The following is a 16,471-nucleotide window of genomic DNA, read 5'->3' as shown; positions in this document are numbered from 1 at the left end:
GGCCGCCCAGGGCGGCCACCGCGAGGTCCGGGTGGTCGGCGAAGAGCCCGTCCAGGCCGGCGTCGAGGAACACCCGGATCTCACCCGCGAGGTCGCCGTGCTCGGCCGGGTCGCCGGAGGACCGGAACCCGGTGGGCAGGAACGTGTTCTCCGCGCGGAACGTCCAGGCGTGCACCTCGAGACCGGCACGGTGGGCGTCACGGATCACCGACGTCGGCTCGCCGAGCGTGCCGTCCGCCTCGCGCGGGATCAGCACGTCCTTGGCCGCGCCGATCCCGTCCGCGTACCCGGCGACCTGCCGCAGGCCGCGCCGGGTGACGAGGTCGGCGTACGTCGTCGACTCCCCGGCGGCGACCAGGTCGTACGGCGCGCCGCTCGCCGAGACGAGCTGCGCGATGCGTACGTCGGTCATCTCGTCGAGGTCGCGCAGGTTGCCGGTCTCGAACGACTGCAGGATCACCGGGTCGCGCCGCGAGTCGAGGCCGTTGGCCTCCAGCTCCGCGACCAGCGGCTCCTCGAGCGACAGGCCGACCGAGTCGAAGTACGTCGGGTGCTTGGTCTCGGGGTAGACGCCGACCTGGCGGCCGTCGCAGGTCTCGGAGCGGCGGGCGAGGTCGAGCACCTCGTCGAGGGTCGGCACCTGGTAGAGCCCGTCGAACGCGGCGCTGCCCGGACGCAGCTCGCCGAGGCGCTCCTGCGCGCGCAGGGTGCGCAGCTCCGCCAGCGTGAAGTCCTCGGTGAACCAGCCCGTGACCTCCCGGCCGTCGATGGTCTTGGTGGTGCGCCGGTCGGCGAACTCCGGGTGGTCCGCCACGTCGGTGGTGCCACCGATCTCGTTCTCGTGGCGCGCCACGAGCACCCCGTCCTTCGTCGCCACCACGTCCGGCTCGATGTAGTCGGCGCACTGCAGGATCGCCTGCTCGTAGGCCGCGAGGGTGTGCTCGGGCCGGTACCCGGACGCGCCGCGGTGCCCGACGACGGTGACGCCGTCGTCCCGCGTGCGCTGGCGCTCCAGGTCGACGACGACCATCTCGGTGTCGTCCGGCGTGCCGGGGACGCGGGCGTCGTTGCCGGGGTAGTTGTTGTCGTTGCCGATCAGGATCCGGCCGTCGCGCAGGCGCAGGACCGTCTCGAAGGACTGCACCGGCAGGGCGAACGTCTCGCCGAGGCCGTAGCCCTCGCCGGCGTCGATGGCCCGCGGGTTGTCGATCTTCAGCGCGTCGAGCACCAGCTTCTTGGCCACGAAGCCCTCGTCGTCGGTGCGGCGCAGGTCCACCTCGTAGACGCGCTTGGTCACCGACGCGGCACCGTCGAAGTTGTCCCGTTCGACGAACCAGAACCGGCACTTGCCCACGGTGAACGAGTCGCCGATCACGTTGCCCGGCAGGTCGGTCTGGTAGTCCCAGGTGCGGCCGGTGTACTCGCCGGAGCGGGTGTCGATCTCGTAGACCACGCGGCGCCGCTCGTCGTCGGTGCCGACCAGGGCGTTCTCGATCACCGGGTACAGGTAGCGTCCGTTCGGCGAAGCGCTCATCGCCTCGAAGCCGCTGCTGGCCCGCACGCCGGGCGCCTCGCCGTCGGCCAGGTACGGGTTCTGCGGGGACTTCAGGCCGCCCGGCAGCGGGATCGGCTCCTCGAGGAGCGTGCCGCTGGCGTCGAAGTGCAGGACGAACGGCCCGAACTCCTCACCGACCCAGAACGAACCGTCCTGGGCGCGGACCACGGACTCGATGTCGAAGTCCGCCCCGGTGAGCAGGCGCTCGGTGGTGCCGGAGCGCACGATCGGGAAGTCCAGCACACCGTTCGCGTCGTTGTAGTCGATGCGGTCCAGGATCTCGATGTCGCCGGAGCCGGAGTGCCGCGCACCGGTGTCCCAGTCGGGCTCGACCAGATAGCTGCGCAGCAGGAAGTCGGCGCTGTTGCCCTGCGTGCCGAACCCGTTGTCCGGCTGGGCCCAGAAGGTGCCGTCGCCGTTGTCGACCATGGCGGAGAACCCGGGGATCACCTGGCCGTCCCAGGGTCCCTGGCGGCCGTTCGCGGGTGAGGCGTCGGCGCCCGACGGCGGCCCGTCGGCGAGGAAGTCGGCGCTGAGCGTGGCGCGTCCCTCCAGCACGGGCACCTCGTGGTGGTGGTGCCGCCCGGGACCGGGGCGGTCGCCGGCGGTGGCCGTGGCAGCGGTGGCCGTCAGGGCGGTGAGGAGGACCGTCGCGGCGGTGCCTGCCGCGACGGTACGGACGAAGGGTGCGGACCTCGCTGTTCTGCGCATGGCCCCATACCACTGAGCCTGGGCGTCGCCCGACCCAACCCTGGGTGAAGCCTGGTGGGCGACCGGGTGAAGTGCGACTACGTGAGCTGCACCCAGCCGCCGCGCCGGAACGCGGGCGTGGCGATGGCCAGCACGCCGATGGCGCAGACCCAGGCCCCCAGCATCACGGCCGTCATGGCGACGGCGTCGCCCCCGAGCGCCCCGGCGAGCGGGGAGACGACGCCGGCCACGCCGGACTGCACGGCGCCGATGACGGCGGCGGCGGTGCCGGCCCGCTCCCCGTGCCGCGACAGGGCGATGGCCGAGGCGTTGGCCGGGATAAGGCCGGTGAACGCGACGGTGACCCAGAGCGCCGCGAGCAGGCCGATCAGCCCGCCGGCACCGGTGAGCGCCACCACGAGGAGCGCCACCGCGGCGACGCCCTGCAGCACGAGCGACGTGCGCAGGATGCGGATCGGGGCCACCCGGCGCACCAGGCTCGCGTTGATCTGCGCCGAGCCGACCAGGCCCACGCCGTTGAGGGCGAACAGCAGGGAGAACTGCGCGTGGCTGAGCCCGTAGACCTCCTGGAACACGAACGGCGAGGTGACGACGTAGCTCATGAGCACGGCCATGCCGAGGCCGGGCAGCAGGGCGAGCGCCATGAAGTGCCGGTCCCGCAGCAGGTGGCGGTACCCGCCGACGACGGTCCGGGCACCGCCGACGCGCCGGCGAGACACCGGGTGGGTCTCGGGCAGGTACCGCCACACGACGAAGCCCATGGTGACGCCGATGATCGCGAGCACCCCGAAGACCCAGCGCCAGGAGGCGACGCTCGCGACGAGCGAGCCGAACGTCGGTGCCAGCAGCGGCGCGATGCCGATGATGAGCATGAGCCGCGACAGGATGCGGGCGGCCTCGGAGCCGACGAACCGGTCGCGCACGATGGCCATGGCGGCCACGCCGCAGGCGGCGTTGAAGAAGCCCTGCAGCAGCCGCAGCCCGACCAGCACCGTGATGTTCGGCGCGAACGCGCACAGCAGCGAGGTGACGACGTGCATCGCCAGTCCCCACATGAGCGGGCGCCGCCGGCCGTACCGGTCGGACAGGGGGCCGATGACGAGCTGGCCGGCCGCACCGCCGACGAGCATGATCGACACCGACAGCGCGGCGAACGAGGCGCTCGTGCCGAGGTCGGCGGCCACCTCCGGCAGCGACGGCAGATACATGTCGACCGTGAAGGCCGGGACCGCCGCGAGCGACCCGAGCATGACGACCCAGCGGAACGACGAGCGGGCGCGCGGCGGCGCGGTCGGGTTGTCGGGCATGGCCGCCATCGTATCGAAACGATTTGAGAAGGGCGATGGAAATCCCGGTGAGCCCGCTCACCACCGGCACCACCGGCGGCTGTCGGTGCCGTGCGCGACGATGGTCACATGTGCGGCAGGTATGCCTCGTTCACCGACTCCCAGGCCCTGGCGGACGACCTCGCGATCGCCGAGATCGCCGAGGACGCCCGCGTGCTCGGCCCGCGCTGGAACGTCGCGCCGACGGACGACGTCCGGATCGTCGTCGAGCGCCCACGCCGCGAACGCCTGGCGGACGGCAGCACGACGGCGGGCGAGATCACCCGGTCCCTGCAGGCGGCGCGGTGGGGACTCGTCCCGTCGTGGGCGAAGGACCCGGGCGTCGGTGCCCGCATGATCAACGCCCGCTCGGAGACCCTCCTCGACAAGCCGGCGTTCGCCAAGCCGCTGGGCGTGCGTCGCTGCCTCGTGCCGGCGGACGGCTACTACGAGTGGCGCAGGCTCGACCTGCCGACCGCCACCAAGAAGGTGCCGAAGCAGGCCTACTGGATCCACCCGGCCGACGACGGGGTCGTGGCGTTCGCCGGGCTCTACGAGTTCTGGCGCGACCGCAGCCGCGCCGACGACGACCCGGACCGCTGGCTGGTCTCGACCACGATCGTCACCCGGGCTGCCGCCGGTGAGCTGGCACGCATCCACGACCGTACTCCCGCGATCCTCCCTCGGTCCGCCTGGGACGCCTGGCTCGACCCGGCCGTCGGTGCCGAGGAGGCGTACGGCCTGCTGGACGCGACGGAAGCACCGTTGGCCGTCCGTCCGATCTCGTCCCGCGTCGGCAACGTCCGCAACGACGACCCCGGTCTCATCGAGCCGGACCCCGCACCGCTCGACCCCGACGTCGTCCGCGTCGGTTGAGCACGGGTCAGCTGGCGCCGACCGGACGGCCCGACCCGCCTTCCCCGTCCGCCTCGAGGACGAAGAAGAGGAAGCTCAGGAACGCGGTCCGTTCGCCCGTCGCGATGCGCGGCGGGAGGAGCTCGGGCGGCGTCGTGGGCGACGGAGCCGGCTCGCTGACCACGCGGATGCGGAACCCCGCCGCGGTGAACGCGTCGGTCATCGCGTGCAGGGGGCGGTGCCAGAACGGGACGGTGACCGGCTCGCCGGCGAACGCGAAGTCCTCCGTGTACGGCCGCGTGGCGAAGTAGTCCTCGGTCGGGTGGTGGAAGGCCCGGACCGACGGATGGTTGACCGAGCAGATCAGCCGGCCACCCGGCCTCAGGACCCGGCGGATCTCGGCCAGGGGTCCGCCCCAGTCCTCGAGGTAGTGCAGCACGAGCGAGGCGACGACGTCGTCGAACGCCGCATCCGCGAACGGCAGGGGCGCCGCGAGGTCGGCGACGTGCAGCGGGACGTCGTCGCCCAGTTGTCGGCGAGCGATCTCGACCATGGCCGGGCTGCCGTCCAGGCCGGTCATCATCCCGCCCCGGGCACGCAGCTCCGCCGTCAGCGGGCCGGCGCCGCACCCGACGTCGAGGACCCGCCGGCCCCGCACGTCACCGGCAAGGGCGATCATCGCCGGGCGCTCGTAGTGCGCGTTGAGCAGGCTCGACGCGTTCTCCCTGGCATAGCTGTCCGCGTAGTCGTCGTACAGGTCGGCCTGCATCGGTTCTCCTCATCGGCGCCGTCGGTGTGCGGAACGCTACCGGCCCACCCCGCGGGACGGGCCGGCGGCAGGTGTGCGCAAAGCGCTACGATTGCGCACATGACCACGATCGCCAGCCGCGACCTGCGGAACCACACCTCCGAGATCCTGCGACGGGTCGCCGGCGGTGATCACCTAACGGTCACGCAGCACGGCACCCCGGTCGCGGAGATCGGACCCGTGAGGTCGACCCGTCCGCGCTCGCTCCGGCGTGCCGAGCTCCTGGAGCTCCTCGGCACGGTCCAGGCCGATCCGGACCTGCGCAGCGAGCTGGCCGAGCTGGCAGGAGACACGACCGACGACCTCGGTCCGATCCGGTGACCGCCGCCGAGGCGCAAGGGCTGCTCGACACGAGCGTCTTCATCGCTTCCGAGTCCGGTCGTCGACTCGACGGCACCGCACTGCCGGAGGAGTCGTTCGTCTCGGTGATCACGCGGGCGGAGCTCCAGGCCGGTGTCCTGGTGGCCAAGGACTCCGAGACCCGCGCTCGCAGACTGACCACCCTGGACGCGATCTCGCCGCTCGCGCTGCTGCCGGTCGACGCAGCCGCTGCGTCGCACTGGGCTCGCCTGCGCGTCAGGCTCGCCGAGTCGGGACGCCGGGTCAACGTCAACGACCTCTGGATCGCCTCGATCGCCCTGGCCAACGACCTACCCGTCGTCACCCAGGACGACGACTTCTCGCCGCTGGCCGAGCTGGACGCGCTGCGAGTCGTCCGCGTCTGAACGCGGCCGTCGCTCCGCCCGGTCGGCTCCACGCCAGGGCGCCGGCGCTCTACGCTGACCGCCATGAGCCACGTGACCTGCACCGTGACCGACGGCGTCGCGGACGTCCGCCTCGACCGCCCGGACAAGCTCAACGCGCTGTCGCTGGCCATGGTGCACGGCCTCGGGGCCACCGCCCGCCGCCTGCGTCGCGACCCGACGCTGCGCGCCGTCGTCCTCTCCGGCGCCGGGCGGGCCTTCTGCGCCGGGATGGACCTCGGCTCTGCCGCGCGGGACCCGCGCGGGACCGCCCGCGCGTTCGTGCCGACGTGGCGCGGCACCAACCCGCTGCAGGAGGCCTGCTGGGCCTGGCGTCGCCTGCCCGTCCCCGTCGTCGCGGCGACGCACGGCGCCGTGCTCGGGGCGGGACTGCAGCTCGCGCTCGCCGCGGACCTGCGCGTCACCGCGCCCGACGCGCGCTGGTGCGTCATGGAGACCGCCCGCGGACTGGTACCGGACATGACCGGGGTCCGGTCGCTCGTCCAGCTCGTCGGGATCGAGACCGCCAAGCGGCTCACCTTCACCGCTGACGAGGTCAGCGGCACCGACGCGGTCGCGCTAGGGCTCGCCGGCACGGCGTCGGACACCCCGTACGACGACGCGCACCACCTCGCGGCCCGGCTCGCCGAGCGGCGGCCCGAGGCGCTCGCGGCGGCGAAGCGGCTGTTCGACCGCCGGTGGTCGGCGGGTGACCGGCGTACCTTCGCCGCCGAACGGCGCGCGCAGCTCCGGCTGCTGCCGGGCGCGCTGGGAGCGCTGAAGGGCATGCAGGGCGGCAGAGGCCCGCGGTCGGGCAGGACAGACGTCCCCCCGGCGGGTCAGGACGCCGTGTAGGCGCGGTGCAGGCGCACCGGGGTGATCTCGCCGATCCCCTGGACCTCCTGCGGTGCCTGCGCCGTGAGCGCGTACCGCGACGAGGACGCCAGCAGCGCCGCCGTGGGCGGGTCCACCAGCACGCTGGCCGGCTCGGCCAGCTCGGTGATGCGCGAGGCGAGGTTGACGTCGGGGCCGAACACGTCGCCGAATCGCGACAGCACCCGGCCCCACACGAACCCGACCCGCACGGGGATCTCCTGCTCCGTGGCGTGCGGCGCCGCGAGGCCGAGGGCGCACTCCGCGCCGGTCGTGACGTCGTCGGCCACGAACAGCACGGCATCGCCGATCGTCTTGACGACCCGGCCGCCCGCCTCGGTGATGACGTCGCGGGCCCGGGCCTCGAACTGCTGGACGAACTCCGAGAGCTCCTGCGAGCCGAGGCCGGCGGTGCGCTTGGTGAACGACACGATGTCGGCGAACCCGACCGCACGCCGCAGGGGCAGCTCGTCCGGCACGGGGCGCGCGCCCTGCGAGCCGCCGAACTCCGTGGCGAACCGGCCCATGAGCGCCGCGAGCTGCCGCCGCCAGGCGTGCTCCAGCTGGCGAGCCAGGATGTCGGCGAACCGGGGGACGCGCTCGAGCGCCGCGAGCCGGGCGCTCACGTCGTCCAGCTCGAACCGGCGGCCGATGTGCTCCACGAGCGCCTCGACCTGCCACAGCGCCAGCCGGTCGGCCGTGTGCCCCAGCGAGCGGACGAGCGTCATCTGCGCCTGCTCGTCGAGCTGGCCCTCGTCGATGAGCGCGCCGATCTCCCGCAGGGACTCCATGTCCGCGTCCGTGAACCGCGCCTCGTCCCCGCGCGTGACCGGCAGCCCGAGCCAGCGCCAGTACGACTCGACGAACTCTCGCGACAGGCCCGTGCCGTCCACGAGGTCGTCGAGGGTGTAGGTGCGCGGGCCGCCGAGGATCGCCTCGTCGACCCGTCCGGCGGCGTCGTCGACCGCCGGGGCGCTCTGGTGGGGGGTGTCGCTGGTCACGGGGCCACTGTAGCCAGCGTCACCTGGGCGCTCCCTGGACGTCCGGCGACGGGTGCGCCCGCAGGTGGTGCACGTCGCCCGCGGTGACCACCCGTTCGCCGCCGGGCGTCGCCAGGACGAGCGCGCCGTCGTCGGCCACCCGGTCCGCGGTGCCCACGACGACGTCGTCGCCGCCCGCGAGCTCGGCCCGCACCCGCGTGCCCAGCGTGGCCGACGCCGCGGCGTACTCCTGGGCGAGACCCGCAGCGGCCGCGTCGCCCGCGGCCGCTTCCAGGCGTCCGACGGCGGCGGTCAGCTCGTGCACCAGTCCCACCAGCAGCGCGGTGCGGTCGGCGGCGGCGCCGGCGAGGGCGAGGGACGTGGCCGTCGGCACCGGCAGCTCGTCGGCCCGCTGCGAGACGTTCGTGCCGATGCCCACGACGACGGCGGGCGGCTCGGTCGGGGCGCCGCCGTCGGGCACGACCTCCGCGAGGACCCCGGCGACCTTGCGGTGCGCGCCCAGCCCCTCGACGGGCGTGGCCGCCGGCAGCAGGACGTCGTTGGGCCACTTGAGCCGCGCGTCGCAGCCGAGCACGGCCAACGTCCTCACGACGGCCAGCCCGGCGACGAGCGGTACCCAGCCGAACGCCGTGCGCGGGATCTGCGGGCGCAGCAGGAACGACACCGTCAGCGCCGCGCGGGCCGGGGTCTGCCACGTCCGGCCGGCCCGGCCCCGGCCCGCCGTCTGGTGCTCGGCCGCCAGGGCCGCGGGCGACCGGGCCGAGCCTGCCCGGACGCGGTCGGCCAGGTCGGAGCTGGTGGAGGTGGTGGCCTCCACGACGTCGAGCCGCGCCAACGGGCCGGCGGGGCGGCAGAGGGTGCGGCGCAGGGACTCGACGTCGAGCGGTTCACGGTTCACCGGTCCATCGTCCCGGCTGTCGAGGGTCCACGCCACGGCGCGCCCGTTGTGCGGTCCCCACAAAGATCGTCGGGGCGCCAAGGCCTGTCGCGCATCGATTCGTCGCTTCCCACCATCTAGGGTCGCTTGCGTGAACACCACTGCCGCCAAGCTCGCCGAGCTCGAGCGCCGCCGCGCCGCCGCGATCACGGAGCCCGAGGAGACCGCCCGGACCAAGCAGCACGCACGCGGCAAGAAGACCGCCCGCGAGCGCATCGACGCGCTGCTCGACGAGGGCAGCTTCACCGAGCTGGACGCCCTGGCCACCCACCGCAGCCGCAACTTCGGCATGGACGCCAAGCGGCTGCCGGGCGACGGCGTCGTCGTCGGCCACGGCACCATCGACGGACGCCAGGTGTGCGTGTTCTCCCAGGACTTCACCGTGTTCGGCGGCTCGCTGGGCGAGGTGCACGGCGAGAAGATCGCCAAGGTGCAGGACCTGGCGCTGCGCACGGGCGTGCCGATCATCGGCATCTCCGACGGCGGCGGCGCCCGCATCCAGGAGGGCGTGGCCGCCCTGACGCAGTTCGCCGAGATGTTCCGGCGCAACGTGGCGGCGTCGGGCGTGGTGCCGCAGATCTCCCTGATCCTCGGCCCCAGCGCCGGCGGCGCCGTCTACTCCCCCGCGCTGACGGACTTCATCGTCATGGCCGACAAGACGTCGAACATGTTCATCACCGGCCCGGACGTCATCAAGACGGTCACGGGCGAGGACGTCGACTTCGAGACGCTCGGCGGCGGGCGCACCCACAACGCCACCTCGGGCGTGGCGCACTACCTCGGCGAGGACGAGGACGACGCGATCGACTACGTGCGCCACCTGGTCGGCTACCTGCCCCAGAACAACCTGTCGGACGCCCCGACGTTCCCGCCCGAGGAGGGCGGCGAGCTCGAGGTCACGGCCTCCGACGAGACCCTCGACGAGATCGTCCCCGACAGCGACAACCAGCCGTACGACATGCGCGCGGTCGTCGAGACGGTGCTCGACCCCGACTCGTTCCTCGAGGTGCAGCCGCTGTTCGCGCCGAACGTCCTGATCGGGTTCGGGCACGTCGAGGGCCAGAGCGTCGGCATCGTCGCGAACCAGCCGCTGTCCATGGCGGGCACGCTCGACATCGACGCGGCCGAGAAGGCCGCACGGTTCGTGCGCACCTGCGACGCCTTCAACGTCCCCGTCGTGACGTTCGTCGACGTGCCCGGGTTCCTGCCCGGCGTCGGCCAGGAGCACAGCGGCATCATCCGCCGCGGCGCCAAGCTCATCTACGCCTACGCCGAGGCCACGGTGCCGCTGGTCACGGTCATCACGCGCAAGGCCTACGGCGGCGCGTACATCGTCATGGGCTCCAAGCAGCTCGGCGCGGACGTCAACCTCGCCTGGCCGACGGCGCAGGTCGCCGTCATGGGGGCGTCCGGCGCGGTGAACATCCTGCAGCGGCGCGCGCTGAAGCAGGTCGCCGACGACGGCGGGGACGTCGAGACCGAGCGCCAGCGGCTCACCGACGAGTACACCGAGCGGATCGTCAACCCCTGGGACGCGGCCGAGCGCGGCTACGTCGACGCCGTGATCCGCCCCTCGGAGACCCGCGTGCAGATCGTGCGGTCCCTGCGCGCCCTGCGCACGAAGCGGGCGAGCCTGCCCCCGAAGAAGCACGGCAACATCCCGCTGTGAACGTCTGAGAAGATCGACCGATGAGCCACGAGGACGCCACCCACGGCCCGGCACCGCTGGGAGACGTGGACCCTGAGCCGATGCACCGCGCCGTGGACGCCCTGACGGCCGCGCTGCACCAGTACGTGGACACCGCCGTCGGCGTCCGGGCGGAGTTCGGCGCGTCCGAGGCGGACGACGACCCCCGGATCCTCGCGCTGGAGAACCGCGTCGGCACGCTCAACGCGGCCGTGTTCGACCAGCTGCACGACGCGCTGGGGATGCACCCGGACCTGACGACGTCGGTGTGGGAACCCGGTCCGGACGCCGAGCACGACGAGGCCGACGAGGACCTGCCCGAGGGCACCGTCCCGGCCGAGGCGTTCTACCTCGGCTTCGTGGTGGCGGACCCGCCCGCCGGGGCGTCGATGACCCTCGACGGCGTCATCGAGCAGCTGGACGAGGCCGGCCAGGAGGCCGCCTCGCGACTCGTCGCCGGTGGCTACCACGTGCTGGAGTGGGCGGCGTCGCGCGGCCTCGCGCCCGCGTTCGGCGACGACCCCGACGACGAGGAGGACGACCTGTGAACGCCCAGTTCCGTGTGGTGCGCGGTGAGCCCGACGACGTCGAGGTGGCGGCGCTCGTCGCCGGCCTCGCCGCGGTCTCGGCCTCCGGCGACGAGCCGGACGACATCGCCCCGGTCGACGAGTGGGCCAACCACGCCCGCAACCTCCGCGGCAACGGGGCCGCCACCGCCCGGAGCTTCGGCGGCCGCGCGGGCCGGCACAACGCCGACGCGTGGCGCTGGAGCCTGCGCTCGTGAGCGTGGTCTGGCAGCAGGTCGACACGCCGGGCGAGGTCGAGGCACCGCTCGGCGAGGTGCCCGGTCCGGAGCGCCCGGGGCTGCTCCGCCGGTGGCTGTGGCTGCCCGCCCTGCTGGTCACGGTCGCGGTGTACGTGGCGCAGCGGCTGGTGGAGAACCCGTCCGGCGAGCTGGAGATGTGGCTGATGCTCGCCCTCATGGCCGGGCTGGCGGTCACCGCGGTGGCGGCCCTCGTCCGCTACCGGGACGACCAGCGCCACGCGACCGAGTCGAGGGCCGCCGAGGCGCTGCGGACCGACGCCCGGGCGGTGACCGGGTCGGTCACCGTCTCCGAGCGCGAGCTCAAGGACGGCACGATGCTGCGCGGGCTGCTCACCTACCCCCGGGACTCCGAGACCGCGGAGGACACCTGGTCGCTGCTGGTGGCCGACGGCGACGAGCCCGGCCCGCGGCCCGGCGACCCGGTCGCCGTGTGGTGGGCGCCGGGCTCGGACGCCGTCGTCGTGCGCTACCACCGCGGCTGGGCCGACGACGTCCGCCGCCGTTCCCGCTAGCCGCACGTGCGTCACCAGCACCTCTGCGTGATGATCGACGGGAACGGGCTCCGACGACGCCCGGGAACGGAGGACCCTGATGGGTATCGGAAGCGGCATCTTCCTCATCGTGGTGGGCGCGATCCTCGCCTTCGCGATCGCACCGGACACGTGGGAGGTCGTCAACCTCAACGTCGTCGGCTACATCTGCATCGCCGCGGGTGTGCTGGCACTGATCCTGGGTCTGGTCTACAACAGACAGCGCTCGCACACGAGCCACCGGGTGGAGCGGTACGACGACCGCACGCCCCCGCCGGCCTGACCTCCTCCGCCGCACGACCGCGAGCGTCTCTGTTCGTCAGGAATCGAGGCTCGATTCCTGACGAACAGAGACGCTCGCAAGTCATGACGCGTTAACCTCGGGCGCGTGACTCACACCACCGCCGGCAGGGGCCGCGCGAACCGTGCCAGGACCGCGCTCGACGACGTCGCCGACGCCTACGTCCGCGACGTCGCGGCGCTGCAGCCCGACGCCGCCACCATGATGGGCCTGCCAGGACACGACCACGAGCTGCCCGACCTCTCCCCCGCCGGCCACGAGGCACGAGCCGACGTCGACCGCGCCCTGCTGCGCCGCCTCGACGAGCTCGAGGCCGCCGGTCAGGCGCCCGCGGACGACGTCGACCGGGTCACCCTGGCCGCGATGCGCGAGCGCGTCGGGCTCGCCGTCGAGCAGCACGAGGCCGGCGACCCGCAGTCGTCCCTCAACAACATCGAGTCGCCGGTGCAGCAGCTCCGCGACCTGTTCGACGTGGTCCCCACCGGCACCGTCGAGGCCTGGGAGAACATCGCCGCGCGCCTGAACGCCGTCCCGCAGGCGCTCGCCGGGTACACCGAGTCCCTGACGTGGAGCGCAGGGCGGGGCCGCGTCGCCGCCGTCCGGCAGGTGCGCGCCGCCGTCGAGCAGGCCCGCGAGCTGGCGGGCGACGGCTCGACGTTCACGACGCTCGTGACCGGCGAGCAGGCCGCCCGCGTCCTGGACGACTCGTCGGCCTGCAGCCTCGTGCGCGCCGAGCTGGAGCGGGGCGCCGCCGCGGCGCGGCAGGCGTACGGCGAGCTCGCCGACTTCCTCGAGCGCGAGCTCGCTCCCCGGGCACCGCAGGCCGACGCCGTCGGCCGCGAGGCCTACTCCCGCTACTCGCGGGAGTTCCTGGGCGCGACCGTGGACCTCGACGAGACCTACGCGTGGGGACTCGAGGAGCTGGCTCGGATCGTGGCCGAGCAGGAGGAGCTGGCCCGCACGATCGCCGGTCCGGGCGCCACGGTCGCCGACGCCGTCGCCGCCCTGGACGCCGACCCGGCCCGCCGCCTCGAGGGCACCGCCGCCCTGCGCGCCTGGATGCAGGAGACGGCCGACGAGGCGGTCGCCGACCTCGCCGGCACGCACTTCGACATCGAGGGGCCGGTCCGCACGATCGAGTGCATGATCGCCCCGACCCAGACGGGGGGCATCTACTACACCCCGCCCAGCGACGACTTCTCCCGGCCCGGCCGCATGTGGTGGTCCGTCCCTCCGGGCGTCAGCGAGTTCAACACGTGGCGCGAGAAGACGACCGTCTACCACGAGGGCGTCCCGGGCCACCACCTCCAGTGCGCCGCCGCGGTCGCCGCCCGCGACACCCTCAACTCGTGGCGCCGGCTGGCCTGCTGGGTCTCCGGGCACGGCGAGGGCTGGGCGCTGTACGCCGAGCGCCTGATGGCCGACCTCGGCTACCTCGACGACGCCGGCGACCGGTTCGGCATGCTCGACGCCCAGCGGCTGCGCGCCGCGCGCGTGGTCCTCGACATCGGGGTGCACCTGGGCAAGGAGCTCCCCGCCGCGTGGGGCGGGACGGGCGAGAAGTGGGACGCCGACAACGCCTGGCCGTTCCTGCTGGCGAACGTCAACATGCCCGAGGAGTTCGTCCGGTTCGAGCTGGACCGCTACCTCGGCTGGCCGGGCCAGGCGCCGTCGTACAAGGTGGGGCAGCGGCTGTGGGAGCAGGCGCGCGACGAGGCCCGCGCCGCCGTCGGCGCCCGCGGCGAGGCGTTCGACCTGCGCGCGTTCCACGCCCGGGCGCTCGGTCTCGGCTCCGTCGGGCTGGACGTGCTGCGCGAGGCGCTCGCCTGACGTGCAGGGCATCCTCACCGGCTTCGCGATCATCGGCGTCGTCGTCGCCGCCGGGTACGTCGCCGGACGGCTCCGGCTCGGCGGCCCGGACGCGGGGACGACCCTGAACCGGATCGGGTTCTTCGTCGCCAGCCCGGCGCTGCTGTTCACCGTCGTGGCCGACGCCGACCTGGGCGAGCTGCTCGGCGCCCCGCTGCTGGTGCAGGCGGTCGCCGGCGCGAGCGCGGCCGCCGTCTTCGTCGTGGTCAACCTGCTGTGGTTCCGGCTGCGCGTCCCCGAGGCCACGATCGGCGCGCTCGGCGCCGGCTACGTCAACGCCGGCAACATCGGCCTGCCGGTGGCCGTCTACGTGCTCGACGACGCCACGGCCGTGGTGCCGGTCATCGGGCTGCAGCTGCTGGTCGTCTCGCCGCTCGTGCTGCTCCTGCTGGACTCCAGCACCAGCGAGAACCGTGTCTCCCTCGGGTTCGTGCTGAGCCAGCCCGTGCGCAACCCCATCATCCTCGGGGCCCTGGCCGGCGGGGCCGTGTCGTTGACCGGGGTGGGCGTCCCGGACGTCGTCCTGGCCCCCCTGGAGATCCTCGGCGGCGCGGCGATCCCGATGATCCTGCTGGCCTTCGGCATGTCGCTGCACGGGTCGAGGCCCTTGCGCGGCGAGGACGACCGCGCCCCCGTCGTCGTCGCCGCGGTGCTCAAGGCCGTGGTGATGCCGGCCGTCGCGTTCGTCGTGGCGCGCCACGGGTTCGGGCTCGACGACGCCGCGGTGGTCTCCGCGGTCACCCTCGCCGCGCTGCCCACGGCGCAGAACATCTACAACTACGCGGCACGCTTCCGCCGGGGCGAGGTGCTGGCGCGGGACACGATCCTGGTGACGACGCTCGCCTCGCCCGTCGTGCTGCTGGTCGCCGCCGCGCTGCTGACGTAGCCACCGCGCCGGCGTGTGAACATGGGCACGCCGTCGCACCACACCCCGGGACGACGGCGCCACCCGCCCCGACCCCGGAGGGACCTCGATGAGCACCGCACCACGCCAGTCCGACCTCAAGCCGGAGGGCGTCCGGCACAGCCTCCTGGAGGACGCCCTCGGGCTCCTGACCGGGACGTTCGTGGTGTCGCTCGGGCTGTTCCTGCTCCGGTCCGTCGAGGCGGTCACGGGTGGTACGGCCGGCCTGGCGCTGCTGGTCAGCTATGCCGTCGACATCCCGTTCGGATGGCTGTTCGCGCTCGTCAACCTGCCGTTCTTCGCCCTGGCGATCTGGAAGAAGGGCTGGGACTTCACCGTCCGCACCGGCCTCTCGATCGCCCTCGTCTCCCTGTTCAGCTCGCTGCAGGCCGCGATGTTCGGCACCGTCGACGTCCCGACCCTCTACGGCGTGCTCGGCGGCAACGTGCTGGCCGGGGTGGGCCTGCTCATCGTGTTCCGGCACCGCTCGAGCATCGGCGGGTTCAACATCGTCGCGCTCCTGGCGCAGGAGCGGCTGGGCTGGCGCGCCGGCTACGTGCAGATGGCCCTGGACACCGCCGTCGTGCTGCTCGCCCTCACCGTCGTCGAGCCGGTGACGGTGCTGGTCTCCGCCGTCGGCGCCGCGCTGCTCAACCTGGTGCTCGCGCTGAACCACCGGCCCGGTCGGTACATGGGCTACTGAGGACATGGCCACCGAGCCCGGTAGGGTCCTGCTCGTGCCGCACTCTCCCGTCCAGCTCGTCCTGGCCAGCCGGTCCCCCGCCCGCCTCGCGACCCTGCGCTCCGCCGGGGTCGAGCCGGCGGTGAGGGTCAGCCACGTGGACGAGGACGCCGTGCTCGCCGCGGCCCGCGAGCGCTACCCGGACCTGCCGCCGTCGGACGCCGTGCTGGTCCTCGCCCAGGCGAAGGCCGAGGAGGTCGCGCGCGTCCTCGACGGCGACCACGACGCCCCCGGCGCCCTCGTGCTCGGCTGCGACTCGATGCTCGAGATCGACGGCGAGATCGTCGGCAAGCCGGGCACCGCGGAGGTCGCCCGCGAGCGCTGGCGCAGCATGCGCGGCCGCTCGGGCGTGCTGCACAGCGGGCACTGGGTGGTCGACTGCCGGTCGCACGACGACGGCGGCACGGGCGCGACGCTCGGCGCCACGTCGTCGACCACGGTGCACTTCGCGGACCTCGACGACGCCGAGATCGACGCCTACGTGGCCACCGGCGAGCCGCTCGAGGTGGCCGGCGCGTTCACCATCGACGGGCTCGGCGGCCCGTACGTCGAACGGCTCGAGGGCGACCCGCACGGCGTGGTGGGCGTGAGCCTGCCGCTGCTGCGCGAGCTCCTCGCCGAGATCGACGTGCCGTTCCGCCACCTGCGGGACCACCGGCCCCCGCAGGACCAACAGCAGCAGGTCTGACGAAACCGCCAACGCACTCCCCCCGCCGGGCCCGGACGTCGCCCGGTCCATGTGGGATGTGTACAAACGCCCTCGATCCGCGTTGGCACCCGGCACAGACTTGCCGGGCCGGGCCG

General features: G+C 73.6%; 18 protein-coding genes. 13 read left to right on the top strand and 5 right to left on the bottom strand.

Annotated features, from left to right (window positions below):
- Both MWU57_RS07780 and MWU57_RS07775 read right to left on the bottom strand, forming a co-directional pair.
- Nucleotides 1–2,266: esterase-like activity of phytase family protein (locus tag MWU57_RS07780; protein WP_246908538.1), on the bottom strand; the 2,266-nt coding region annotated here is incomplete at its 3' end.
- A 77-nt stretch (nucleotides 2,267–2,343) separates the two neighbouring features.
- Nucleotides 2,344–3,573: a multidrug effflux MFS transporter gene (locus MWU57_RS07775; protein WP_106266959.1), complete on the bottom strand. Its 1,230-nt coding sequence runs from the start codon at nucleotides 3,571–3,573 to the stop codon at nucleotides 2,344–2,346.
- 108 nt (nucleotides 3,574–3,681) lie between these two features.
- Between MWU57_RS07775 and MWU57_RS07770 the strand changes: the two genes are divergently transcribed.
- Nucleotides 3,682–4,467 (top strand): SOS response-associated peptidase, encoded by a 786-nt coding sequence (locus MWU57_RS07770; protein ID WP_246908536.1) that lies wholly within the window; start codon nucleotides 3,682–3,684, stop codon nucleotides 4,465–4,467.
- A 7-nt stretch (nucleotides 4,468–4,474) separates the two neighbouring features.
- Here MWU57_RS07770 and MWU57_RS07765 read toward each other — a convergent pair whose 3' ends face one another.
- Nucleotides 4,475–5,215, bottom strand: coding sequence for a class I SAM-dependent methyltransferase (locus MWU57_RS07765; protein WP_246908535.1), 741 nt, complete (start codon nucleotides 5,213–5,215; stop codon nucleotides 4,475–4,477).
- A gap of 99 nt (nucleotides 5,216–5,314) precedes the next feature.
- Here MWU57_RS07765 and MWU57_RS07760 point away from each other — a divergent pair, with 99 nt between their 5' ends.
- The 3 genes from MWU57_RS07760 (at nucleotide 5,315) to MWU57_RS07750 (ending at nucleotide 6,852) form a co-directional block, all read left to right on the top strand.
- The gene (locus MWU57_RS07760; RefSeq protein WP_246908534.1) at nucleotides 5,315–5,575 is read left to right on the top strand and encodes a type II toxin-antitoxin system Phd/YefM family antitoxin; all 261 of its coding nucleotides are present in this window, start codon (nucleotides 5,315–5,317) and stop codon (nucleotides 5,573–5,575) included.
- Complete coding sequence (locus MWU57_RS07755) at nucleotides 5,572–5,979, top strand: type II toxin-antitoxin system VapC family toxin (protein ID WP_246908532.1); 408 nt, start codon at nucleotides 5,572–5,574, stop codon at nucleotides 5,977–5,979. The genes MWU57_RS07760 and MWU57_RS07755 overlap by 4 nt, the downstream gene beginning before the upstream one ends.
- Nucleotides 5,980–6,042: 63 nt before the next feature.
- Entirely contained in the window at nucleotides 6,043–6,852 is an 810-nt protein-coding gene (locus MWU57_RS07750; RefSeq protein ID WP_246908531.1) for a crotonase/enoyl-CoA hydratase family protein, read from the top strand.
- Here the strand turns inward: MWU57_RS07750 and MWU57_RS07745 are convergent.
- Together MWU57_RS07745 and MWU57_RS07740 are read right to left on the bottom strand one after the other, a co-directional pair.
- The gene (locus MWU57_RS07745; protein WP_106266720.1) at nucleotides 6,837–7,871 is read right to left on the bottom strand and encodes an adenylate/guanylate cyclase domain-containing protein; all 1,035 of its coding nucleotides are present in this window, start codon (nucleotides 7,869–7,871) and stop codon (nucleotides 6,837–6,839) included. The two genes, MWU57_RS07750 and MWU57_RS07745, sit on opposite strands and share 16 nt — an antisense overlap.
- A 19-nt stretch (nucleotides 7,872–7,890) precedes the next feature.
- Entirely contained in the window at nucleotides 7,891–8,769 is an 879-nt protein-coding gene (locus MWU57_RS07740; protein WP_246908529.1) for a biotin--[acetyl-CoA-carboxylase] ligase, read from the bottom strand.
- A 130-nt stretch (nucleotides 8,770–8,899) separates the two neighbouring features.
- On the opposite strand from MWU57_RS07740, the gene MWU57_RS07735 reads away from it, so the two are divergent.
- The 9 genes from MWU57_RS07735 (at nucleotide 8,900) to MWU57_RS07695 (ending at nucleotide 16,355) form a co-directional block, all read left to right on the top strand.
- Nucleotides 8,900–10,477 (top strand): acyl-CoA carboxylase subunit beta, encoded by a 1,578-nt coding sequence (locus tag MWU57_RS07735; protein ID WP_243400861.1) that lies wholly within the window; start codon nucleotides 8,900–8,902, stop codon nucleotides 10,475–10,477.
- A 20-nt stretch (nucleotides 10,478–10,497) separates the two neighbouring features.
- Nucleotides 10,498–11,043 carry a hypothetical protein gene (locus MWU57_RS07730; RefSeq protein ID WP_246908527.1) on the top strand — a complete coding sequence of 182 codons (546 nt, stop codon included), beginning with the start codon at nucleotides 10,498–10,500 and terminating at the stop codon, nucleotides 11,041–11,043.
- On the top strand, nucleotides 11,040–11,279 hold the full coding sequence (locus tag MWU57_RS07725; protein WP_246908524.1) for an acyl-CoA carboxylase epsilon subunit: 240 nt from the start codon (nucleotides 11,040–11,042) through the stop codon (nucleotides 11,277–11,279). The genes MWU57_RS07730 and MWU57_RS07725 overlap by 4 nt, the downstream gene beginning before the upstream one ends.
- Nucleotides 11,276–11,833 (top strand): hypothetical protein, encoded by a 558-nt coding sequence (locus tag MWU57_RS07720; protein ID WP_246908521.1) that lies wholly within the window; start codon nucleotides 11,276–11,278, stop codon nucleotides 11,831–11,833. The genes MWU57_RS07725 and MWU57_RS07720 overlap by 4 nt, the downstream gene beginning before the upstream one ends.
- Nucleotides 11,834–11,912: 79 nt before the next feature.
- A complete protein-coding gene (locus MWU57_RS07715; protein WP_106266728.1) occupies nucleotides 11,913–12,134 on the top strand; it encodes a DUF6458 family protein in 222 nt (73 codons plus the stop codon).
- A gap of 105 nt (nucleotides 12,135–12,239) precedes the next feature.
- Nucleotides 12,240–13,982: a DUF885 domain-containing protein gene (locus MWU57_RS07710; RefSeq protein WP_246908518.1), complete on the top strand. Its 1,743-nt coding sequence runs from the start codon at nucleotides 12,240–12,242 to the stop codon at nucleotides 13,980–13,982.
- A 1-nt stretch (nucleotide 13,983) separates the two neighbouring features.
- On the top strand, nucleotides 13,984–14,907 hold the full coding sequence (locus MWU57_RS07705) for an AEC family transporter (protein ID WP_246908516.1): 924 nt from the start codon (nucleotides 13,984–13,986) through the stop codon (nucleotides 14,905–14,907).
- 88 nt (nucleotides 14,908–14,995) lie between these two features.
- Complete coding sequence (locus MWU57_RS07700; RefSeq protein WP_106266732.1) at nucleotides 14,996–15,628, top strand: YitT family protein; 633 nt, start codon at nucleotides 14,996–14,998, stop codon at nucleotides 15,626–15,628.
- 34 nt (nucleotides 15,629–15,662) lie between these two features.
- Complete coding sequence (locus tag MWU57_RS07695; protein ID WP_246908515.1) at nucleotides 15,663–16,355, top strand: nucleoside triphosphate pyrophosphatase; 693 nt, start codon at nucleotides 15,663–15,665, stop codon at nucleotides 16,353–16,355.
- Nucleotides 16,356–16,471: the final 116 nt, after the last annotated feature.

Origin of the sequence: Isoptericola sp. S6320L, from assembly GCF_023015685.1 — a bacterium.
Taxonomy (GTDB): domain Bacteria; phylum Actinomycetota; class Actinomycetes; order Actinomycetales; family Cellulomonadaceae; genus Isoptericola; species Isoptericola halotolerans_A.
The sequence above is the reverse complement of the archived record's forward strand: the minus strand, read 5'-3'. Positions and strand labels throughout refer to the sequence as shown.